Raw genomic sequence first — 21,202 nt, forward strand, 5'->3', positions numbered from 1 at the left:
TAGAATTCACTATGAAATACAACGACTTGCGCGATTTCATCGGCCAGCTGGAAGGCCTTGGCGAACTGAAACGGATCGATGCGCCGGTGTCGCCCAACCTCGAAATGACCGAAATCTGCGACAGGCTGTTGCGGGCAGGCGGACCGGCAGTCGTGTTCGAAAACCCGAGCGATCCCAGGAGGCCTGGACAGAGTTATAGCGTCCCCGTACTGGCCAATCTGTTCGGTACGACACGCAGGGTGGCGCTGGGCATGGGCGCCGAAAGCCTGGCCGATCTGCGTGATATCGGCCGTGTCCTGTCGGCCCTCAAGGAGCCCGAACCGCCCCGCGGCCTGCGCGAAGCCGGCAAGCTGTTCACGCTGGCCAAGTCCGTGTGGGACATGGCGCCCAAGCGCGTCGGCAGCCCGGCCTGCCAGGAGGTGGTCTGGGAAGGCAACGACGTGGACCTGGCGCGCCTGCCCATCCAGACGTGCTGGCCGGAAGACGCCGCGCCGCTGATCACATGGGGCCTGGTGATCACCAAGGGCCCGCACAAGAAGCGGCAGAACCTGGGCATCTACCGCCAGCAGGTCATCAGCCGCAACCAGGTCATCATGCGCTGGCTGGCGCATCGCGGCGGCGCGCTGGACTTCCGCGAGCATGCGCTGACCAACCCCGGCAAGCCATTCCCGATCGCGGTTGCGCTGGGCGCGGACCCGGCCACCATCCTCGGCGCCGTCACGCCCGTGCCGGACACCTTGTCGGAATACCAGTTCGCCGGCCTGCTGCGCGGCAGCCGGACAGCGCTGGCTGGCTGCATCACGCCCACGCTGTCCGAACTGAGCGTGCCGGCTTCGGCCGAGATCGTGCTGGAAGGCCATATCCAGCCCGACCCGAACCACCCTTCCGGCTATCAGCACGCGCTGGAAGGCCCATACGGCGACCACACCGGCTATTACAACGAGCAGGACTGGTTCCCGGTCTTCACCATCGACCGCATCACCATGCGGCGCGACCCGATCTACCACTCCACCTACACCGGCAAGCCGCCCGACGAACCGGCCGTGCTTGGCGTGGCGCTCAACGAAGTCTTCGTGCCCCTGCTGCAAAAGCAGTTCCCGGAAATCACGGATTTCTACCTGCCGCCCGAGGGCTGCAGCTACCGCATGGCCGTGGTGCGCATGAAGAAGCAGTACGCCGGCCACGCCAAGCGCGTGATGTTCGGCGTCTGGAGCTTCCTGCGCCAATTCATGTATACGAAGTTCATCGTGGTGGTGGACGACGACGTCGACGTGCGCGACTGGAAGGAAGTGATCTGGGCCATCACCACGCGCGTCGATCCCGCGCGCGATACCGTGCTGGTGGAGAACACGCCGATCGACTATCTCGACTTCGCCTCGCCGGTATCCGGGCTGGGCTCGAAGATGGGCATCGACGCCACCGACAAATGGCCCGGCGAAACCACCCGCGAATGGGGCCGCCCGATCCAGATGGATGCCGCCGTCAAGGCACGCGTTGATGGCCTTTGGGACTCGCTGTTCGAGGCCCGGTCCAAGGCATGATGGCGGACTGCATGTAAGATCACGTTTTCCGGGTCGGCGTCGAGCGAAGCCGCTCCCGACCCCAAACTCTATCGCGAGGCATCGCACCGCATTACACCGCATCGCAACCCATCCGCACGTCCGCGCAGACGGACCCGAGGAGGAGACATGACCACCCTTGAAGAAGGGAAACTGATGTGGACGCCGTCGCCGGCGTTCCGCGACGGCAGCCGCGTTGCGCACTTCATGCGCTGGCTGGAAAGCGAGCGAGGCCTCGCCTTCGCGGACTACGCCACGCTATGGCAGTGGTCGGTGACCGACCTGGAAGGTTTCTGGGACGCCATCCGCGCCTACTTCGACCTGCGCTTCGACACCCCGCCCTCGCGCGTGCTCGGCGATGCCGGCATGCCCGGCGCGCGGTGGTTCGAAGGCGCCAGCCTGAACTATGTGCAGCAGGTATTCCGCCATGCCGGCAGCGGCGCGGCGCGCCAGCGCGCCGCCATCCGCTACGCCGGCGAATCCGTCGAAGTCACGGACCTTGGCTGGGACGCACTCGAACAACAGGTAGCCTCGCTGGCGCACGCCCTGCGCGAAATGGGCATCACCCGCGGCGATCGCGTGGCAGGCTACCTGCCGAACATCCCCGCCACCGTCGTCGCCTTCCTGGCCACCGCCAGCTTGGGCGCGATCTGGTCGGGCTGCGCGCCGGACATGGGGCAGGTGGCAGTAATCGACCGCTTCCGCCAGATCGAGCCCAAGGTGCTGATCGCCGTGGACGGCTACCGCTATGGCGGCAAGGCCTACGACCGCGCACCGGTACTGGCCGACCTGGCCGCCGCCCTGCCCTCGCTCACGGACCTGGTACTGGTGCAGGCGGGAAATCCCGGCGAAGGCACGATCCCGCTTCCGCCCGGCCTGCGCCGCCACGCGTGGCAAGACGTGCTGGCCCATCGCGTGCCGCTGGCGATTGAGCCGGTACCATTCGACCACCCGCTGTGGATCGTCTACTCCTCCGGCACCACGGGCATGCCCAAGCCCATCGTGCACGGCCACGGCGGCATCGTCATCGAGCAACTCAAGCTCATGGCCTTTCACAACAACCTCGGGCCGGACGACGTTTTCCACTGGTACAGCAGCAGCGGCTGGATCATGTGGAATGCCCAGGTAGCGGGGCTGTTGCTGGGCACCACCATCGCGCTTTACGACGGCAACCCCGCCTGGCCTGACGCCGGGGTGTTGTGGCGCTTCGCGGATGCCGCCGGCGTCACCGCCTTTGGCGCCGGCGCGGCGTTCTTCACCAGTTGCATGAAGGCAGGCATCGAGCCGGCCCGCCTGGCCGACCTGTCCCGGCTGCGCGCGCTTGGCTCCACCGGTTCGCCGCTACCTGCAGAGGCCTACGACTGGATCTACCGCCACGTGCGCACCGACATCTGGCTGGCGCCCATGAGCGGCGGCACCGACTTCGCCGGCTCCTTCGTGGCGGGCTGCCCGATCCTGCCCGTCTACTCAGGCGAGATGCAGTGCCGCTGCCTGGGCGCAAAAGTGGAAGCCTTCGACGAAGCCGGCTACGCGCTGACCGAAGAAGTGGGCGAGCTGGTCTGCACGGCGCCGATGCCGTCGATGCCGCTGTTCCTGTGGGGCGATGCCGACGGAAAGCGCTATCGCGACAGTTACTTCGACACCTATCCCGGCGTCTGGCGCCACGGTGACTGGATCAAGATCACCGCGCATGGCGGCGCCATCATCTACGGCCGCTCGGACGCGACCATCAACCGGCACGGCATCCGCATGGGCACCAGCGAGTTGTACCGGGTGGTGGAAGATCTGCCGGAAGTGCTCGACAGCATGGTGGTGGATCTCGAGTACCTCGGCCGTGACTCCTACATGCCGCTGTTCGTGGTGCTGCGCGAAGGCGCGGTGCTCGACGATGCGCTGCGTGACATCATGCGCGCGCGCATCCGCAGCGCGCTGTCTTCACGCCATGTGCCGAACGAAATCCTGCAGGTACCAGGCGTGCCGCGCACGCTGTCGGGCAAGAAGATGGAAGTGCCGGTCAAGAAGCTGCTGCTGGGCCACGCCCCGGACAAGATCGCCAATCGCGATGCCATGGCCAACCCGGAGACGCTGGACTGGTACTTTGCCTACGCCGGGCATTTTCTCGCGGCGCGTGCGAGCGAATCCGCGCCGGTGTAAAGCAAAGAGGGTGCGCCGCGGCGCACCCTCTTCTTCATTGCCCGTTCCTTTTTTCCCCTTTTTATCCCCTGCACCGGCGAATCAGAACTCCACTTCCAACTCGCTGATTTCATCGGGTTCCTTCTTGGCCTCCGCGATCCATTCCTGCAACTCCGGCATCGCCAGGATCTGCTTGCAGTACTCCACCGGCGCGGGATCCAGCATTACGCCATAGGTCACAAAGCGCGTCACCACCGGCGCATACATCGCATCGGCCATGGTGCGCTTATCGCCGAACAGGTAGGGGCCGCCATATTGTGTCAGGCACTCGGTCCAGATCTGTGTAATGCGGTCGATGTCGGCTTGCGCGCGCGACCACACCTTGAAGCCGGGAAAGTGCCCCTTCAGGTTCATCGGCAGCGCCGCGCGCATGGCCGCGAAGCCTGAGTGCATTTCTCCGCAGATGGCGCGGCAATGCGCGCGCGCCGAGCGCTCCTCGGGGAGCAGGCCGGCCTTGGGACTGACTTCGTTGAGATACTCGGCAATGGCCAGCGTATCCCACACCGTCACGCCCTGATGCAGCAACCGCGGCACGAGGATGGAGGGCGACAGCAGCAGGATCTCCGCGCGCGCCGCGGCATCGTCGGGCGGCACCAGCACCTCTTCGAACTCCAGTCCCGCGAACCGGGCCAGCAGCCAGCCTCGCAGGGACCATGAAGAATACGTTTTGCTGCTGATGGTCAGTGTCGTCCTTGCCATCCCTCCTCCTTGCCACCTGGAAAAGCCGTTGCATGGCGGGCGAATGCCGTTGTGTGTGCCAGTGAACGGTGCGCCCGTATCTCTCGGTGCAGTGTCGTGCTAGGTGCTATGTGCTTTGCGCTCGCTGCCTCTACTATGAATTTGTACTACATCATGGCGATGACATTTGTATTGCATCTGCGCAATACGCCGGGCCCCTGACGTAGTTGACCCACATGAGGAACACGTACATCGCAAGCGCCTTTTCATGCCCGGCCGCGCTCCAGCCGGCGTGGCACTGGCAAGGTGCAACACGCAGCACCGACATGAGGCGGCGATATTGGCACAGGCCGGCAAGCGTCGCCCATGCGCGGCGCTTGCGCCGCATATGAACCAGAACAGGTCACCCCGTTACGCCATACGGGCAAGCCCGCAAGCCTCATGCCAGCCACATCGTCGTGGCACGCATATTGCGGCTGATGAGGTCAATGCATAAAAAGGGGTGAGCCATGCTGTACCAGGTGTACCAGAGCTATGCGGACCTCATGCACCCTGCGTGCAGCGTCGCCGACCTGGTGGCGTCGGCGCTGGCAGTGAACTCGCGGCTCTCAGGTTGCGAGCAGATGCGCGCCACGCGCGCCGCCTGCGAAGTGCTTGCGCTGAGCCGGCTGACGCATCATCGCCCGCCCTTTGGCATCGACAGCGTCACCGTAAACGGCATGCCGTTACAGGTGACCGAGGAAGTGGTCGCGAGCACGCCTTTCTGCTCGCTGCTACGCTTTCGCAAGCATGGCGTCTCCGGCCAGCCGCGCGTGTTGCTGGTGGCGCCGATGTCGGGCCACTTTGCCACGCTGCTGCGGGGCACCGTGCAAACCATGTTGCGCGACCACGATGTCTACATCACCGACTGGCACAACCCGCGCGACGTCTCGTTGCTGCACGGGCGCTTCGGCTTTGACGAGTTCGTCTATCACCTGATCGATTTCCTGCACGCCCTCGGCAGCGGCACGCACTTGATGGCGGTTTGCCAACCCACCGTGGCAGCGCTCGCCGCGGTGGCCCTGATGGCGGAAGACAATGACCCGGCCCAGCCGCCCAGCCTGATCCTGATGGCCGGCCCCATTGACGCGCGCATCAACCCGACCAAGGTCAACGAGCTCGCCACCAGCCAGTCGATCGAATGGTTCGAGAATTCGCTCACCGGCTACGTGCCGCTGCGTTTCGCCGGTGCGATGCGCCGCGTCTATCCCGGCTTCATGCAGCTGATCGCCTTCATGAGCATGAACCATGAGCGCCACCAGCAGGCGTTTCGCGATCTCTACGACCTTCGCGCCCATGGCGATCACGCCCGCGCCGATGCGATCCAGGTGTTCTACGAGGAATACTTCGCCACCATGGACCTGAGCGCGGAGTTCTATCTCGAAACCGTGAGCATGGTGTTCCAGCGCTTCTTGCTGGCGCAGGGCCTGCTTGAAGTAGGCGGGCGCCGCGTGGACACGAACGCGATCCACCGCACGGCGCTACTCACAGTGGAAGGCGAGCGCGACGATATCTGCGCCATCGGGCAGACCATGGCCGCGCAGGAACTGTGCGGCAGCCTGCGTCCCTATATGCGCATGCACCATGTGCAAACCGGAGTTGGCCACTACGGCGTATTCAACGGCAAGCGCTGGGAAACGCAGGTCTATCCGCTGGTGCGCAACGCCGTACACATGAGCGCATGAGCGCATGAAACGCGCGAGCCCGCGAGCGCGCCCGGCGCTTCCAGGGCAGCCCGGCTAGGCGGCGTCGCGGTCATTCGGCCACGGTGTCACCGCGGGCACCGCGCAAGGGCCTTCCACCTCGACCGTACCGAAGTCGGCCGGCCCCACGATCTCCAGGTACTCCATGTCCGGCGAGTAATCGAACAGGTAGTGGGTGATGCCGGGGCGCTGGTGGACGCAGTCGCCGGTCGCCACCAGCGTCTCCTTGTCCTCGTACATGAAGCGCGCCCAGCCCTTGAGCATCAGCACCACGTGGAACTGCGCCTCGTGGCGGTGCCAGCCTGTGCCCTGCTCGGGCGGCTGGTTGGCCTTGACCAGTTGCACCAGCAGCTTGCCGCCGGTGGCCTCGGCAATGCCGAGATCGCGATAGAGGAAGAAATCGCGCAAACCCTGGTCGACGAAAGCGGTGTCTTGCGGGCGCACGTGGGAAAACTTCGTCGGAGTGGAGTCCGCGGCGGGATCGCCGGCGGGCGCGCTGGACTTGTTGAGGGACTCGGCCATGACAAGCTCCTTTCGCTGGGGGAAAAGCACTGCGCTGCGACGCAACATTCACGCCAGCAGCGGCCCGCTTGAATGTGGAGCACCGTCCGCTGCATGTGCCATGCGTCGGGGACCAGGCATGCCGCGCATGCCCTTGCCGGGGGCGCGGCGCAACAGCCCGGCACCGGACCGGTGCCATATGATTATGCATCCCGGACGCCCCGCCGACAGCATGCCCATGCGGGCAACGCAATGGCGGCTATGATGCAGCGATATGCACTCCCCGGAACCTCCGCATGCAGCCCCTTTCCCATACCCGCTTCCAGGGCCAGGCATTGATCCGGGTCGGAAACGAAGATAGTTTCCTTCTGCTCGCCCCGCAGTTCGGCGGCCGCCTGGTGCGCTGGGTACATCGCGGCGAGGACATCCTCTACTGGCCGGACAACGCCGACTGGTCCCAGCCCGCCCGCGTTCGCGGTGGCAATCCCCTGTTATTCCCTTTCATCGCCAGGCACTTCGCCGACGGTGCGCAGGGCGCCTGGAAAGACGCCAGCGGCACCGTGCGCGCCATGCCGAACCACGGTTTTGCGCGCGACCTGCCCTTCGCGGTCACGCGGCACGAGCCGGGACGCAGCATTGCTATGGAGCTGCAAGCCTCGGATGCGACGCGCGCTTCCTACCCGTTCGATTTCAGTTTCGAGGTCACTTACCGCCTGCTGGAGGACGGGCTCGAAGCCAGGCTGCGCACGCGCAATGCCGGTGCACAGCCGCTGCCCTATTACGCCGGCCATCATTTCTATTTCGCGCTCGCCCACCAGGCGCGCGGGGCGTCCGGGCTGGCCATGCCGGCCGCGACCCTGATGCATCAGCGCGCGGATGGCTCGCCGGCATCCAGCGGCCCAGGCGCCGCGGCGTATCGGCTCGATGACCTGCGCCTGCAAGACACCTTCCACGTCCTGCAGCCGCGGCTTGCCGCACCGCGCGCCTGTACGCTGGCGATGCCGCTCAACGCCGCTGCCCCTCAGGGCCGCAAGCTGGTGATCGACCTGGACCCGCCTGGCAGCATACCGTGGTTCGCCGTTACCACATGGTCGGAGCACGTCGACGCTGACTACTACTGCGTGGAGCCCTGGCTCGGCTTGCCAAATGCGATCCACCACGGCATGGGGTTGCGCTGGCTCGCGCCGGGCCAGGAAGAAGCGGCAATTTGCCAGTTGCGGCTGGAGCGATAGCGCAGGCGCCCCTGCCGCGCGTGCTGGCCCGCCTGCGTGCCGGGCCAAAAATCACCGGGACATCCCGCGTAGGATCGCTTCTTGCGGGCGTCGTATAATAGCTTTTACCTCTTAGCTTCCCAAGCCGCAACGGCCTGACCAAACCCACTGTTCATGCGGGTTTCAAACGTGAGTTCTCGCGGCTGACCGTTTTCCCCACCAAATCTGCGCGCCTTGGCGCGATGCCAGTTTCGACGCCACTTTGAGCCACAGAAAGCGAATGGCCCACCTTCGCACGCTTCACTGACCCCTCGCCGCAATGATCCATCCCACGACAAGGGAGACACGCACGACGAAAATCAGGACCATGGCGCGTCTGGCCAGGCGCTCAGATCCACCATCACTCGCGCGCAGCCCAGCTCACGCAGGTACATCAAGGTCTTTTCCAGCCGGACACACTGGCGAGACGAGCGCAACCACTGGCTGCCATTGATGCGCACGTACCAACCGTCCGGCGCCGGCACCAGCTCGACGAATCGCACTGCGCAGCGCTCAAACAAGGCAATGAATTGATGTTCCAACAGATCGGACAAGGCGTCTCTTTCGCAGAAAACAGGTTGTACCGCAGGCATGACGCAACGCTGCTTCCCAACAAATCTGGCAGCAGCGCGGCCTATTTAGTAGCATCGAGCAAGGTCGCGACAACACGTTAGCGGCCTAGATAAACGGCTGTAATCTCCTCCCGATTGTGGCCCAACTCAGCAGACACTTGGAGCCGTGCTACACGATCCACGGCCCGCTGCTGCGACGTGAGTTGTCTTGACACGGGACCCCCTGCGGCAGGAGCAAGCCAGCCGGTAAGCTGATGGTAACGCTGCTGAGCATACTCATGCCGAAGACCATGTAACTTCGACATGCCAGCCTTCTCGACAGCCCAGGTATAGCGGTGGAGCTGGTCGACGTACTTGAGATTCTTCGGGATCATGGAGCCGCTTCCGCAGAGCGCAACCGCACGCGCAAGCACAGCCCGCTGATGCTCACTCGTGACAGGCACAGCACGTGCTCGGCCGCCCTTACACCAAGTCGGCTTGAGCCGAATCTCAAATACTAGATCCGGCGTCAGGCCTGCCAGCGCGTAGCTCGGCTGAAATTTGAGGCACTCCTCGCGGCGCAACCCAAAGGCCTGCTGCAGCTCGACGGAACAGCGCAGACGCTCGTCAGTAATTTTCGCGATATCACCCGAAGCCAGCACCAGTGCCTTCGAAACGTTGGTCACATACCGGCGCCGGCCAATGCCCAGCTCACCATTGGTGCGCGGGACGCAATTCTGCTTGCCGACCTTCTCTGCCCACCACCGTACATGTGACATACGGTTTTTCATGGTGCCCACAGCAACGCCGGAGGCCTGCCAACGATTGACCAGCGCGGCAACATGCTTTGGCTTCAACCCGGTAGCAGGAAGCATTCGGAAGCCCATGTCCTTGAGGTCATGAGCCACCTGCGCGAGCACTTCCCTGCGGGCCGCCTGGGTCGCATACGAGCCATCCCGATTGCGGTCAACCATACGCATCAGGTCCACAAAAATATCCAGCTTCACTAGGTTCCTCACTTGGTCAGTGTTAACGGCGGCTGGCTAAACCAGCCCTGGCACCGGAACCCTCGGGCAGCGGTACGGGATACAGGGAACAGCTACGGCACCACCAGCGGGCCTGTGCGCCCCGTCAGGCACACACAGACGTTCTGGCGACAACATACCGGGACTACGTGAGGTGGAGCGCTACAACAGCATCGATGTCCGGGGCCGATCCGGCAAGTAACCGCATTGCTCCAGCCACATCGCGCCCGGGCCAGCCGGACCTTCTTCGTACCATCGTCATCGATGTCCAGCTTCACGAACTGACCATCGCACTAGGTACAGGCCGACCCTACGTCCACCTTCATCACCTTCCCCAACTGGCAACGGTTGGGTTCCGTCCGTTGGGTGTCTGCTTTGAGAGTGCAGACGAACTCGCCGGATACAGTCCGGCCATGCTCAGGCTGTCCTGAGAGCATCACTAGGGAGAAGGGCATGAAACCCCTTATCAACGCTTCCGAATACGGCCACAGTGAAAAGGCAAGAGTGGACGTGAGTACAAGGGCATGTAAAACCCTTCGGCTACGATTCAGGAAAGTTGCGGAGGAAGGTAGAAGACAGGAAAACGGGAGGGATACCCGCAGCGACGCTACGGGGATCATTGCAGGCAGGGGATGAAACTGGACGGACTTAGACAGCCCGCCCGGATGGCCCAAAAAATGGATAGACGGTGGCTAAGGGAAGCGCTTACGGTGCCAAAGCGCCCAAGCCCATGAACCGTATCCTGTCGTGGCGCGCAGCGCCAATGTCGATGTCAATGCCGCTAAAGCGGCGATAAGTGTTGACAGAATAATCTGTAGAATTCAATTTGACAAGGTTGCCAGCGAGTGCAATCGCATTAGGGCACCCGCCGCATGCCGAGCACGTCGCGGCGGAAGTCGTCGTCCCAGGCGGCTTGCTTGAGCTTGGCGCGGACCGACAGCTTGGGGGTGGCATCGAGCTTGAGCAGGTTAAGCACGAAGCGGCGCAGGATCGCCAGATTCATGGCGGCGTTGTCCTTGCGCACTTGGCACGCATCCTCGCCCAGCGTCACGTCCAGCGACCAATGCAATTGGGATTCGATCGTCCAATGGCTTCGGATGGCTTGGCCCAGCCGCTCTGGGCCGCCGGCCGACGAACTCAGGTAGTAGCGCAGTTCGGTGCTGGTCTTCGCGCCGACGCACCGCTGCGATTCCACCAGGATCACCTGGCGCAAGTCCTGCCAGTCCGCCCGCTGCGGCAGCCAGTCCAGCGCGCTCACGCACCATACCCGGCGCGTCTCAATGCGCCCGTGGTCTTTCTCGACCGTCTCATGATAGCCATACGGCACTGCATGCCAGTTCTCGGCGCGTGCGACGCGAAAGAAATACTCAACCTCCTCAAGCAACGCCCCTTGGTTGGCCTTCAGCCCGAGCAGATAGTCCCCGCCCTGAGCTCTGAGCTGCCGAGCGATCGCTTGCTGGCAGCCCATCGCATCGATCGAGACAATCGCCCCGTGTACGTCCAGCACCTTGAGCAATTCCGGCAGCGCAGTGATCTCGTTCGATTTCCTGTCCACCGCCACCGCGCCCAGTGTCAGCCCGTAGGCGCTGGCATAGGCCGAGACCAGATGCAGCGCGCGATTCTCCCCGTCCTGGCTGCCGCGCAGTGTCTTGCCGTCCAGTGCTACGACCGTCTGATCCAGCTTGCCCACCACTTGACCGACCCAGGCCCGAAAGCACTGCTCGAACATGCTGGGATCCAGCAATCGTAATACCCGTCCAAAGGTATCGTGCGACGGCACGCCATGCGGCAACACAATGAACTCACGTAGCCACGCCAGCTTCGCTCGTCCCCACTGGGCAATCTCGGTCACGCCTTCGGCGCCCGAGAGCAGCGCGCAAATTGCCACCACCAGCATCTCCGTCAGGTCGTATTGCGTGCGGTTGCCACGGCGGGGATCCGGCACATCCTTCAGGCAAGCCACGAGGGCCAAGCGCGTCTCCATCTTGATTCGTCCAACAATCAAGAGTAAACGCCCTTCACCCTCGGGTTTACAACCACTAACCTGCTAAGCCCCGTCAGTTAACGACCTTCTAATGCAATTGCCCTGAAGCGTCCAACGCCTCCGCTTGCATTCCCCGCGGAATCCCGCGTAGAATCGCGGTTTCGCGGGCGTCGTATAATGGCCATTACCTTAGCTTCCCAAGCTAAAGACGTGGGTTCGATTCCCATCGCCCGCTCCACATCAGATTGAGACGAGCCGCCTTCGCCACCTGGTCGCATGCCCGATCAGGACCCGCCCGGCGGCTTTTTTGTTGCCATGCTCCCCCAAGACCCCAGCTCCGATCCGACGCCAGCCGACGACGCTGACAACGCGCCCACCCCGGCCGACACCGGCACGGACGTCGCGCACCCGCGCCGCATCCGTTCCTTCGTGCGTCGCGCCGGGCGCACCTCCACCGGCCAGCAGCGCGCCATTGATGACCTGGGGCCGCGCTTCATCCTGCCGTATGTCCCGCAGCCGCTCGACTGGGAGGCGGCCTTCGGTCGCGCTGCCCCGGCGATCCTGGAAATCGGCTTCGGCATGGGCGAGACCACCGCGCATATCGCGCAATTGCGCCCGCAGGACAACTTCCTGGGCTGCGAGGTGCACGAGCCCGGCGTGGGCGCCCTGCTCAAGCTGATCGGCGAGCGCGAGATCGGCAATGTGCGGATCATGCCGCACGACGCGGTCGAGGTCATCGCGCACATGCTGACGGAATCCTGCCTGGACGGCGTGCACATCTTCTTTCCCGACCCCTGGCACAAGAAGCGCCACAACAAGCGGCGCCTGGTGCAGCCGCCGCTGGTCAAGCTGCTGGCCAGCCGCCTCAAGCCGGGCGGCTACCTGCACTGCGCGACCGACTGGGAGGAATACGCTCACCAGATGGTGGAAGTGCTCTCCGGCGAGCCGGGCTTGGTCAATACCTCGGATACAGCCGGCGGCTTCGCGCCGCGGCCGGATTACCGCCCGGTGACCAAGTTTGAGCGCCGTGGCGTGCGCCTTGGGCATGGCGTGTGGGACGTGGTGTTTCGCAAGCGGGCCTGAGGCCGCGCGGTAACTGGCGCGACAATGAAAAAGGCGTGGCCACGAGCCACGCCTTTTTCATTTGCGGCAGCCCGTATCAGGCATGCCAGGCGATCAGGCCCGAGTAAGCCGTCACCAGCACGATGATGCCGAAGATGATGCGGTACCAGGCGAACGGCTTGAAATCATGGGTGGCAACAAAGCGCAACAGCCAGCGCACGCACAGGAAAGCCGACAGGAAGGCGAAGACGAAGCCGATGCCGAAGATGCCGAGGTCGTCGGCGGAGAGCAACGCGCGCGACTTGTACAACTCGTACACGGTGGCGCCGAAGATCACCGGGATCGCCAGGAAAAAGGAGAACTCGGTGGCCACCTGGCGCGACAGCCCGAACAGCATGCCGCCAATGATGGTCGCGCCGGAACGCGAGGTGCCGGGGATCAGGGCGCAGCATTGCGCCAGCCCGACCTTGATCGCATCGCGCCAGTTCAGGTCATCGACGGATTCGATGCGCGGCGCCCCGGCCTGGGCAGCCTTCAGCAAGGCGTTGCCTTGCGGATGGGATACCCGGCCCCGATGGCTTTCGCGCCACTCGGCCCACAGGATCACCACGCCGCCGACGATAAACGCGGTCGCCACGGTGATTGGGTTGAACAGGTGCTCTTTGATCCACTTTCCGAACACCAGCGCCAGCACGATCGCCGGCACGGTGGCGACGATGACGTTGATGGCGAAGCGCTGCGCTTTTTCATCGGTGGCCAGTCCGCCCACCACGGTGGTGATACGGCGGCGGAACTCCCAGCACACCGCCAGGATGGCGCCGAACTGGATCACGATCTCGAAAATCTTGCCCTTTTCATCGTTGAAGTCGAGCAACTGGCCGGCCAGGATCAGGTGGCCGGTACTGGAGATAGGCAGGAACTCGGTCAGTCCTTCGACGATGCCGAGGATCACGGCTTTCAAGGCGAGAGCAATATCCATTCTTATTAGGGGAGCGAAGGAAAACGAAGGAGAAGCGAGGAAAAGGAAATGAGTACCCGCACGGTCTCGCACACAAGGAACCACCACTATCGACCACGAGCATGACGCTACCGTGTGCAAGGCATATGCCTCCCACGCAGCGCGCCGCTCTTCCTTACGGCCGATTGATCTTGACGTTGATCCCGTTGGGCAAAACGGTGATTGTACCGGGCTCGGCACTCGCGCCGGCAAGGCGCAGCTCGTCGGGGCGGAAGGTATAGAGCGGATAGCCTTGCAGCAATTGCTCCGCGAGGATGCCGCCGAGCGCATTGAGCTGGCGCGAGAACTGCGGCGGCAGGCCATTGACGTCGAACTGCTGGACCTGCGGATCCTGCAGCACGACCGCGCGGCTGGCCGGATCGTAGCGCAGGCCGCTGTCCAGCGCGAAGCGCCCGGTCAGCGGCTGGCGGAAGAACAGCCGGTTGTCCACGGTGGCATCGAACTGTACGTTGACGCGGTTGCGGCCGGGGTCCAGCGTGAGCTGCGGGTTGGCGAGCTGGATATCAAACAGCTCCATATAGCGCTTGTTGAACGGAAACTTGCGCTCCAGCGCCGATTGCAACTGGCTCTGCGAGAAGGTGTAGTCGTTGCCCATCACGCCGCAGGCGGCGAGTCCCGCGAGGAGCGCGGCGGCACCGCTTGCTGCCAGCCAACGCCGGCGAGTCATTTTGAACATCTGTTTGATCCTTGCGGGTTTAGCCGGCATGGCCGGGCGCGGTGGCGGCCTCTAGCTGCGACAACCATGCCAGCGCATGCACACGCGAGTCGCCGCACATGTCGGCGGCGGGCTTCAGACCGGCGCAAAACGCCGGCCGCGTGGGCTCGCCGAAAATCGCGCAGCGCCGGTCGGGCAGCAGTTGCACGCAGGGTACGCCGGCCGGCTTGCCGTTTGGCATGCCTGGAATGGGCGATGTGATCGAGGGCGCGGTGCAACAAGCGCCGCAATCGGGCCGACAGGAAAGTTCAGACTGAAGGGGCATGGCAAAGGTTCAGGCACAGGCACAGGCATCGCCCGGCAGCCCCGTATTGTGCCCCAACCCGCGCCCCCTCCTTCACGCTTTGGCACCGGCAGCGCCATGGATTGCCTGCACGCTTGACCGCCGGAATCGCGTCTACTACATTACTGACCCAAGAGTTATTTATCTGCAATTCTCGCGGAACGCGCCGGCATCGGTGCGTAGCGGCCCAGTGAAAAAGTCCCCAGACCAGACCCAGGAAGCGGCAAACACCAAACGTTGGGCTCGCCGCAAAGCCGCGCGCCCGCAGGAACTGGTAGCTGCCGCGCTCGAGCTTTTCGTCCAGCGCGGCTATGCGGCCACGCGGCTGGAGGATGTTGCCGCCGCGGCAGGCGTGTCCAAGGGCACGGTGTATCTGTATTTCGCTAATAAGGAAGAGCTGTTCAAGACCGTGGTGCGCGAGAACCTGGTGCCAACGCTGACCAGGGGCATCGACCTGGTGGAGAACTACCAGGGTTCCACGCCGGCGTTGCTCCGCGAGTTGCTGCGCGGCTGGTGGGGCCTGATCGGGGCCACGCCGGTAGCCGGCCTGACCAAGCTGATCATGGCCGAGTCCAGCAACTTCCCTGACATCGCGCAGTTCTACCATGAGGAAGTGGTGCTGCCGGGTGACGAACTGTTCGCGCGCGTGCTCAAGCGCGGCGTGGAGCGTGGCGAGTTGCGCGAGACGCCGGCCAACCCGACCACGACGCTGATCTGTGCGCCGCTGATGTTCCTGATGCTGTGGCAGCGCGCGTTCAGCGCGTCGTCGCGCATCGAGATCGACCCCGAGGCTTTCCTCGACAACCTGCTCCAGATGTTGCTGTTCGGCCTGACCACCGGCGCGGCGCGCGATACGCCGCTGCCGCCCCAGGTTGGCCCCTACATCTGGGAGCAGATACGAGAAGAACAACAAGCCCTTGCACAAGCGCAGGGGCAGCAGGACGCGCGGGATCCCCCGACGCGGCCGCCGGAGACCGCATGACCCGACGCAAGAAGATCCTGATCGGTACGATTGCCGCCATTGCCGTGATCGGCGTGCTGAGCGCCGCAGCCGCGGTCCGCAAGACAGGCAACGGCAAGCCGGGCGCGGCCCCGGCGCAAGCCACTGCCCAGCGGACCGCAGCGCCTGGCCTGGTGGAATTCCTGCAGTCCGACCTGGTCGATGCCACCACGCAGGACCTGCGCGTTTCGCTGCCGCTGTCCGGTGGCTTGCGGGCGCTCAACCAGGCTTCGGTCAAGGCCAAGGTCTCGGGCGAGGTGCAGCAGGTGCTGGTTCGCGAGGGTGAAGTCGTGCGTGCCGGCCAGGTCATCGTGCGCATCGATGCTACCGAATACCAGGCCAAGGTAGCGCAGGCGCGCGGGCAGATGCTGGCGGCGCGCGGCCAGTATGAGAATTCGAAGCAGACCTTCGAGCGCAACCGCGAACTGGTGGCCAAGGGCTTCATCTCCAAGACCGCCTTCGACAATTTCCAGAGCAACCTGGACGTGGCGCGCGCCAACCTCGATGCCGCCCAGGGCGGCCTGGAAGTGGCGCAAAAAGCGCTCGCAGATACGATCGTCAAGGCGCCGCTGGACGGTCTGGTGGCCGCGCGCGCGGTGCAGCCTGGCGAGAAGGTATCGCCCGACACGCGCCTGATCGACGTGGTGGACTTGCGCGCGCTGGAACTGGAGGCGCCGATCCCGATGGCCGACGTAGCGCATGCCGCCATCGGCCAGGCCGTGCAGCTTGACGTGGAAGGCAGCGGCCGCTTCGAGGGCAAGCTGGTCCGCATCAACCCCGCGGTCAGCCAGGGCACGCGCAGCATCATGGTCTATGTGCGGGTCGACAACCTTGACGCACGCCTGCGCGCGGGCATGTTCGCCCAGGGCGCGCTGGTGCTCGGCCGCCATGCCGGCGTGGTGGCGGTGCCCGCAACGGCGGTGCGCAGCGATGGTGAGCGCGCCTTCGTCTACAGCGTGGAAAACGACGTGCTGGCAGAGCGCCAGGTCAAGCTGGGCATCCGCGACGACGAGAGCGGGCTGGTGGAGATCGCCAGCGGCCTGGCCGCCGGCGCCAAGGTGGTGCGCAACAATCTCGGCACCCTGCGCGCGGGCAGCCGCGTCAAGCTGGTCAAGGCGTAGGAGCCCCCGCCCATGTGGTTCACCCGCCTGTCCATCCATAACCCCGTGCTGGCCACCATGATGATGATGGCCTTCGTCGTCATCGGCCTGTTCTCCTACCAGCGCCTGCCGGTCGACCAGTTCCCGGACATCACCTTCCCGATCGTGGTGGTGCAGACCGAGTACCCCGGCGCCGCGCCGGAATCGGTCGAATCGGATGTCACCCGCAAGATCGAGGAGATCGTCAACACCATCTCCGGCATCGACGAGATCTTCTCGCACTCCTATCAGGGCAACTCGGTGGTGGTGATCAAGTTCGACCTGACCGTGGATGTTGGCCAGGCCGCGCAGGACGTCCGCGACAAGATCGCGCTGATCCGCCCGCAGTTCCGCGACGAGGTGAAAGACCCGCGCGTGCTGCGCTACGACCCGTCAGAGGCACCGGTGTTCTACCTGTCGGTGTCGAATGCGCCGGGCGCGGAGCGCACGCAGCGCGAGCTGACCACCATTGCCGACCAGATCGTGCGCAAGCGGCTGGAGACGGTGCGCGGCGTGGGCGCCATCAGCCTGGTGGGCGGCACCAAGCGCGAGGTGGAGATCCGCATCCGCCCGGCCCAGCTGGAGGCGCTCGGCATTGGCGTGAACCAGGTAATGGACGCCATCCGCAACGAAAACCAGGAGCTGCCTGCCGGCGAGTTGCGCTCCTCCTCCACCGAGACGGTGGTGCAGATCAAGGGGCGCGTCATCTCGCCGGACGACTTCCGCCACATCATCGTGGCCCGGCGCGCCGGCCAGCCGGTCACGCTGGAACAGGTCGCCGACGTGCGCGACGGCGAGGAGGAGCAGGAGAGCCTGGCCATGCTGGACGGCAAGCGCGCGCTGTTCCTGGCGGTGGTGAAGGCGCAGGGCCAGAACACCGTGGATACCGTCGACGGCCTGATCAAGATGACCGACGAGGTGCGCAAACTGATACCCGCCGGCGTGCAACTCACCGTGGTCAACGACGCCGCGCGCGGCATCCGCAGCAGCGTCAAGGAAGTCCGCTCCACCCTGGTCGAAGGCGCCTTCCTGACGGTGGCGATCGTGTTCCTGTTCCTCGGCTCCTGGCGCAGCACGGTGATTACCGGGCTGACCTTGCCGATCGCGCTGATCGGCACCTTCGGCGTGATGTACATGTTCGGCTTCACGCTCAACGTGATCACGCTGATGGCGCTGTCGCTGTGCGTGGGCCTGCTGATCGACGATGCCATCGTGGTGCGCGAGAACATCGTGCGCCATAACCTGATGGGCAAGGACCACCGCACAGCGGCGCTGGACGGCACCAACGAGATCGGGCTGGCGGTGCTGGCCACCACTTTCTCCATCGTCGCGGTGTTCCTGCCGGTGGGCTTCATGGGTGGCATCATCGGCCGCTTCTTCCACCAGTTCGGCGTGACCGTGGTGGCGGCGGTGCTGATCTCCATGTTCGTCTCTTTCACGCTGGACCCGATGCTGTCCTCGGTCTGGCATGACCCGGACCTGCACGGCACCGGCAACAAGAAGAGCCTGTACGGCCGTACCGTGGGCCGCATGCTGGACTGGTTCTCGGCGCGCATGGATGCGCTCGGCCATGGCTATGGATCGATGCTGGGCTGGGCGCTCAAGCACCGGATCGCCACGGCCATCATTGCCGTGGTGACGTTCTTCGGCAGCTTCGCACTGGTGCCGCTGATCGGCACCGAGTTCGTGCCCGCCGCCGACCTCGGCGAAACGCAGGTGGGCTTCACCACGCCGGTGGGCACCTCGCTGGCGGTCACCGAAGCCAAGGTCAGGCAGGTGGAAGCCGCGCTCAAGACCTTCCCAGAAGTGGCCTACACCTACGCCACCATCAACTCGGGCAACACCTCCGGGCGCAACAACGCGCTAGTCTCGGTACGCCTGATCGAGCGCCGCGCGCGCAAGCTCACCACCACGCAACTCAACCCGATGATCCGCGAGCGGCTGGCGGGCATCGCCGGCATCACGCTGACCATGGTCGGCATGCCCGATGGCGCCGGCGGGCAGAAGGCGCTGCAGGTGTCGATCCAGGGCGACGACCTGGAAACGCTGCGGCGCCTGTCGGTGGAGGCCAGCCGGCGCATGGCCGCCGTGCGCGGCCTGACCGACCTGGATTCCAGCATGAAGGACGACCGCCCCACGGTGGAAGTACGCATCCGCCGCGAGTTGGCGTCCGACCTGGGTGTCGGCATTGTCCAGATCGGCAACGCGCTGCGCCCGCTGCTGGCCGGCGACGCCATCAGCTCCTGGCGCGCTCCCGACGATCAGAACTACGACGTACGCGTGCGCCTGCCCAAGGACGCGCGCACCGGCATGGCCGACCTCAGCGCGCTGATGATCGCCAGCAACCAGACCAACACCGACGGCTCGCCGCGCATGGTGCCGCTGCGCCAGATCGCCGAACTGGTGCCCACCACCGGCGCCAACCAGATCAGCCGGCGCGACCTCAACCGCGAAGTGGAGCTGACCGCCAATACCGCGGGGCGCTCGCAGGGCGAGGTAGCGCGCGAGGTCAAGACGGTGCTGGACGGCATGAACTGGCCGGCGGGCTACAAATATCGCTTCGGCGGTTCCACCAAATCGATGAACGAATCGTTCGGCTTCGCGGTATCGGCGCTGGCGCTGGCGGTAATCTTTATCTACATGATCCTGGCCTCGCAGTTCGCCAGCTTCTTCCAGCCCATCGCCATCATGACCTCGCTGCCGCTCACGCTGATCGGCGTGTTCGCGGCGCTGCTGCTGTTCCGCTCCACGCTGAACATGTTCTCCATCATCGGTTTCATCATGCTGATGGGGCTGGTGACCAAGAACGCCATCCTGCTGATCGACTTCGCCAACCAGGCCCGGCGCGGCACCGACGGCCAGCCGCCGATGTCACGCGAGGCGGCGCTGGTGGCCGCCGCACGCGTGCGGCTGCGGCCGATCCTGATGACCACGCTGGCCATGATCTTCGGCATGGTGCCGCTCGCTTTCAGCCTGGGCGAAGGCGCGGAGCAGCGCGCGCCGATGGGCCAGACGGTGATCGGCGGCATCATCACCTCGTCGATCCTGACCCTGGTGGTGGTGCCGGTGATCTATACGTACCTGGACGATTTCAGCGCCTGGCTGGGCCGGCTGTGGCGAGGCAAGGAGGCGGCTCCCGCCCGCGCCGCCGCACCGCAGGCGGCCGATGCGCCAGCGCACGGGCCGGCGAGTGCGGAATGAGGCAGCGCCGGCGGATACCCGGAATGCCGTGGCCCTGGCCAGACTGCGGCATGCAGGCCACACCCGGGGCCACGCGCTTGGGCAACTGCCTTGACGAAGAGTTAAAATATTAGGTTTGACGGATTTCCCCGGCCCCTGGCACCGCGCGGCCGGAATTCAGAACTGATTAGCGGTTGGCATTGGAAGGAATGGCAAGATGGATCTCGAGAAAGCCCGATTCAACATGATCGAACAGCAAATCCGCCCGTGGGATGTGCTGGATCAGGAAATCCTGGACCTGCTGGCGGTCGTCAAGCGGGAACAGTTCGTGCCGCAGGCCTACGCCGCGCTGGCCTTCGTCGATATGGAAATCCCGCTGCCGGGCGGCCAGAACATGCTGGCCCCGCGCGTGGAAGCCCGCATCCTGCAGGACCTGGCCGTGCGCAAGCACGAACAAGTGCTTGAGATCGGCGCCGGCTCCGGCTATATGGCCGCCCTGCTGGCCCACCGCGCGCGCCACGTGCTGACCGTGGACATCCTGCCGGAACTTGCCGCGCTGGCCCGCCAGAACCTGGCCGACGCCGGCGTGACCAATGTCGACGTGGCCGAAGGCAATGCCGCCACCGGCTGGGCCGCCAGCGCGCCTTACGACGTGATCTGCATCTCGGGCGCGCTGCCCTCGGTGCCGGCGTTCATCCTGTCGCAGCTCAAGGTTGGCGGGCGCATCGCCGCGTTCGTCGGCGCCTTGCCAGCCTTGGAAGCCCAGATCATCACGCGCGTCAGCGAGACCGAGTACAAGACGGTCAACCTGTTCGAGACTGCCGTCACGCCGCTGATCGGCGCCGAGCAGCCTTCGCGCTTCCACTTCTGAGCGGGACCCAGCACATGCAGTTAATCAACGCCCCCGAACTGGCACATTGGCTGGCCGACACCGGCCGCGCACAGCCGGTGCTGCTCGACGTACGCGAAGGCTGGGAAGTGCAGACCTGCGCCATGCCCGGCATCACCCATATCCCGATGGGCCAGATCCCGGCACGCGCCGCCGAGCTCGATGAGGAGGCCGACATCGTCTGCATCTGCCATCACGGCGCGCGCAGCATGCAGGTGGCCAGCTTCCTCGAGCGGCAAGGATTTGCCAAGGTCTACAACCTGACGGGCGGCGTGCACGCCTGGTCCGAGCAGGTCGACCCGGCGATGCCGAAGTACTGAGCATCACCAGCACTAGCAGCAGCACAAGCATCAATTCCAGGGCGCCGGCTTCCCGCGGCGCCGATTCCCTAGAACGCTGATCGTTAGAAACGTTAGCCGCGCGCCCGGTGCCC

General features: G+C 64.8%; 18 protein-coding genes and 1 tRNA gene. 11 read left to right on the top strand and 8 right to left on the bottom strand.

What is annotated here, in order from left to right:
- Nucleotides 1–11 precede the first annotated feature (11 nt).
- Entirely contained in the window at nucleotides 12–1,541 is a 1,530-nt protein-coding gene (ubiD, locus tag ACZY0R_RS31760) for a 4-hydroxy-3-polyprenylbenzoate decarboxylase (protein WP_488864023.1), read from the top strand.
- Nucleotides 1,542–1,688: 147 nt separating this feature from the next.
- Entirely contained in the window at nucleotides 1,689–3,713 is a 2,025-nt protein-coding gene (locus tag ACZY0R_RS31765; protein ID WP_488864025.1) for an acetoacetate--CoA ligase, read from the top strand.
- A gap of 81 nt (nucleotides 3,714–3,794) precedes the next feature.
- Here the strand turns inward: ACZY0R_RS31765 and ACZY0R_RS31770 are convergent, their stop codons facing one another.
- Complete coding sequence (locus ACZY0R_RS31770; RefSeq protein WP_488864027.1) at nucleotides 3,795–4,451, bottom strand: glutathione S-transferase family protein; 657 nt, start codon at nucleotides 4,449–4,451, stop codon at nucleotides 3,795–3,797.
- A 488-nt stretch (nucleotides 4,452–4,939) separates the two neighbouring features.
- Here ACZY0R_RS31770 and ACZY0R_RS31775 point away from each other — a divergent pair, with 488 nt between their 5' ends.
- Nucleotides 4,940–6,154 carry a polyhydroxyalkanoate depolymerase gene (locus tag ACZY0R_RS31775; protein ID WP_488864029.1) on the top strand — a complete coding sequence of 405 codons (1,215 nt, stop codon included), beginning with the start codon at nucleotides 4,940–4,942 and terminating at the stop codon, nucleotides 6,152–6,154.
- Between the two features lie 54 nt (nucleotides 6,155–6,208).
- Here the strand turns inward: ACZY0R_RS31775 and ACZY0R_RS31780 are convergent, their stop codons facing one another.
- The gene (locus ACZY0R_RS31780; RefSeq protein WP_488864031.1) at nucleotides 6,209–6,694 is read right to left on the bottom strand and encodes a cupin domain-containing protein; all 486 of its coding nucleotides are present in this window, start codon (nucleotides 6,692–6,694) and stop codon (nucleotides 6,209–6,211) included.
- A 275-nt stretch (nucleotides 6,695–6,969) separates the two neighbouring features.
- Between ACZY0R_RS31780 and ACZY0R_RS31785 the strand changes: the two genes are divergently transcribed.
- Nucleotides 6,970–7,905: an aldose epimerase family protein gene (locus ACZY0R_RS31785; protein WP_488864033.1), complete on the top strand. Its 936-nt coding sequence runs from the start codon at nucleotides 6,970–6,972 to the stop codon at nucleotides 7,903–7,905.
- Nucleotides 7,906–8,243: 338 nt separating this feature from the next.
- On the opposite strand, the gene ACZY0R_RS31790 is transcribed toward ACZY0R_RS31785, so the two are convergent.
- The 3 genes from ACZY0R_RS31790 to ACZY0R_RS31800 form a co-directional block, all read right to left on the bottom strand.
- Nucleotides 8,244–8,516 (bottom strand): hypothetical protein, encoded by a 273-nt coding sequence (locus ACZY0R_RS31790; protein ID WP_488864035.1) that lies wholly within the window; start codon nucleotides 8,514–8,516, stop codon nucleotides 8,244–8,246.
- A gap of 77 nt (nucleotides 8,517–8,593) precedes the next feature.
- The gene (locus ACZY0R_RS31795) at nucleotides 8,594–9,454 is read right to left on the bottom strand and encodes a phage integrase N-terminal domain-containing protein (RefSeq protein WP_488866284.1); all 861 of its coding nucleotides are present in this window, start codon (nucleotides 9,452–9,454) and stop codon (nucleotides 8,594–8,596) included.
- A gap of 901 nt (nucleotides 9,455–10,355) precedes the next feature.
- Nucleotides 10,356–11,483: an ISAs1 family transposase gene (locus tag ACZY0R_RS31800; RefSeq protein WP_488864036.1), complete on the bottom strand. Its 1,128-nt coding sequence runs from the start codon at nucleotides 11,481–11,483 to the stop codon at nucleotides 10,356–10,358.
- Between the two features lie 163 nt (nucleotides 11,484–11,646).
- Between ACZY0R_RS31800 and ACZY0R_RS31805 the strand changes: the two genes are divergently transcribed.
- Nucleotides 11,647–11,721: transfer RNA gene (locus ACZY0R_RS31805), tRNA-Gly, on the top strand.
- A gap of 77 nt (nucleotides 11,722–11,798) precedes the next feature.
- On the top strand, nucleotides 11,799–12,566 hold the full coding sequence (gene trmB / locus ACZY0R_RS31810; protein ID WP_488864038.1) for a tRNA (guanosine(46)-N7)-methyltransferase TrmB: 768 nt from the start codon (nucleotides 11,799–11,801) through the stop codon (nucleotides 12,564–12,566).
- 76 nt (nucleotides 12,567–12,642) lie between these two features.
- Here trmB and ACZY0R_RS31815 read toward each other — a convergent pair whose 3' ends face one another.
- The 3 genes from ACZY0R_RS31815 to ACZY0R_RS31825 form a co-directional block, all read right to left on the bottom strand.
- Nucleotides 12,643–13,524 (bottom strand): undecaprenyl-diphosphate phosphatase, encoded by an 882-nt coding sequence (locus ACZY0R_RS31815; protein WP_488864040.1) that lies wholly within the window; start codon nucleotides 13,522–13,524, stop codon nucleotides 12,643–12,645.
- 154 nt (nucleotides 13,525–13,678) lie between these two features.
- Nucleotides 13,679–14,239, bottom strand: a complete 561-nt coding sequence (locus ACZY0R_RS31820) for a DUF1439 domain-containing protein (RefSeq protein ID WP_045236004.1) — start codon at nucleotides 14,237–14,239, stop codon at nucleotides 13,679–13,681.
- Nucleotides 14,240–14,258: 19 nt separating this feature from the next.
- Nucleotides 14,259–14,543 (bottom strand): YkgJ family cysteine cluster protein, encoded by a 285-nt coding sequence (locus ACZY0R_RS31825; protein ID WP_488864042.1) that lies wholly within the window; start codon nucleotides 14,541–14,543, stop codon nucleotides 14,259–14,261.
- Nucleotides 14,544–14,751: 208 nt separating this feature from the next.
- Here ACZY0R_RS31825 and ACZY0R_RS31830 point away from each other — a divergent pair, with 208 nt between their 5' ends.
- The 5 genes from ACZY0R_RS31830 (at nucleotide 14,752) to ACZY0R_RS31850 (ending at nucleotide 21,089) form a co-directional block, all read left to right on the top strand.
- Nucleotides 14,752–15,543 (top strand): TetR/AcrR family transcriptional regulator, encoded by a 792-nt coding sequence (locus ACZY0R_RS31830; RefSeq protein WP_488864044.1) that lies wholly within the window; start codon nucleotides 14,752–14,754, stop codon nucleotides 15,541–15,543.
- Nucleotides 15,540–16,682: an efflux RND transporter periplasmic adaptor subunit gene (locus tag ACZY0R_RS31835; protein WP_488864046.1), complete on the top strand. Its 1,143-nt coding sequence runs from the start codon at nucleotides 15,540–15,542 to the stop codon at nucleotides 16,680–16,682. Before ACZY0R_RS31830 ends, ACZY0R_RS31835 begins: the two co-directional genes overlap by 4 nt.
- A gap of 12 nt (nucleotides 16,683–16,694) precedes the next feature.
- On the top strand, nucleotides 16,695–19,901 hold the full coding sequence (locus ACZY0R_RS31840) for an efflux RND transporter permease subunit (protein ID WP_488864048.1): 3,207 nt from the start codon (nucleotides 16,695–16,697) through the stop codon (nucleotides 19,899–19,901).
- Between the two features lie 196 nt (nucleotides 19,902–20,097).
- A complete protein-coding gene (locus ACZY0R_RS31845; RefSeq protein WP_488864050.1) occupies nucleotides 20,098–20,751 on the top strand; it encodes a protein-L-isoaspartate O-methyltransferase family protein in 654 nt (217 codons plus the stop codon).
- A gap of 14 nt (nucleotides 20,752–20,765) precedes the next feature.
- Nucleotides 20,766–21,089, top strand: a complete 324-nt coding sequence (locus ACZY0R_RS31850; RefSeq protein WP_035863867.1) for a rhodanese-like domain-containing protein — start codon at nucleotides 20,766–20,768, stop codon at nucleotides 21,087–21,089.
- Nucleotides 21,090–21,202: the final 113 nt, after the last annotated feature.

It is taken from the genome of Cupriavidus sp. F041, from assembly GCF_057814235.1.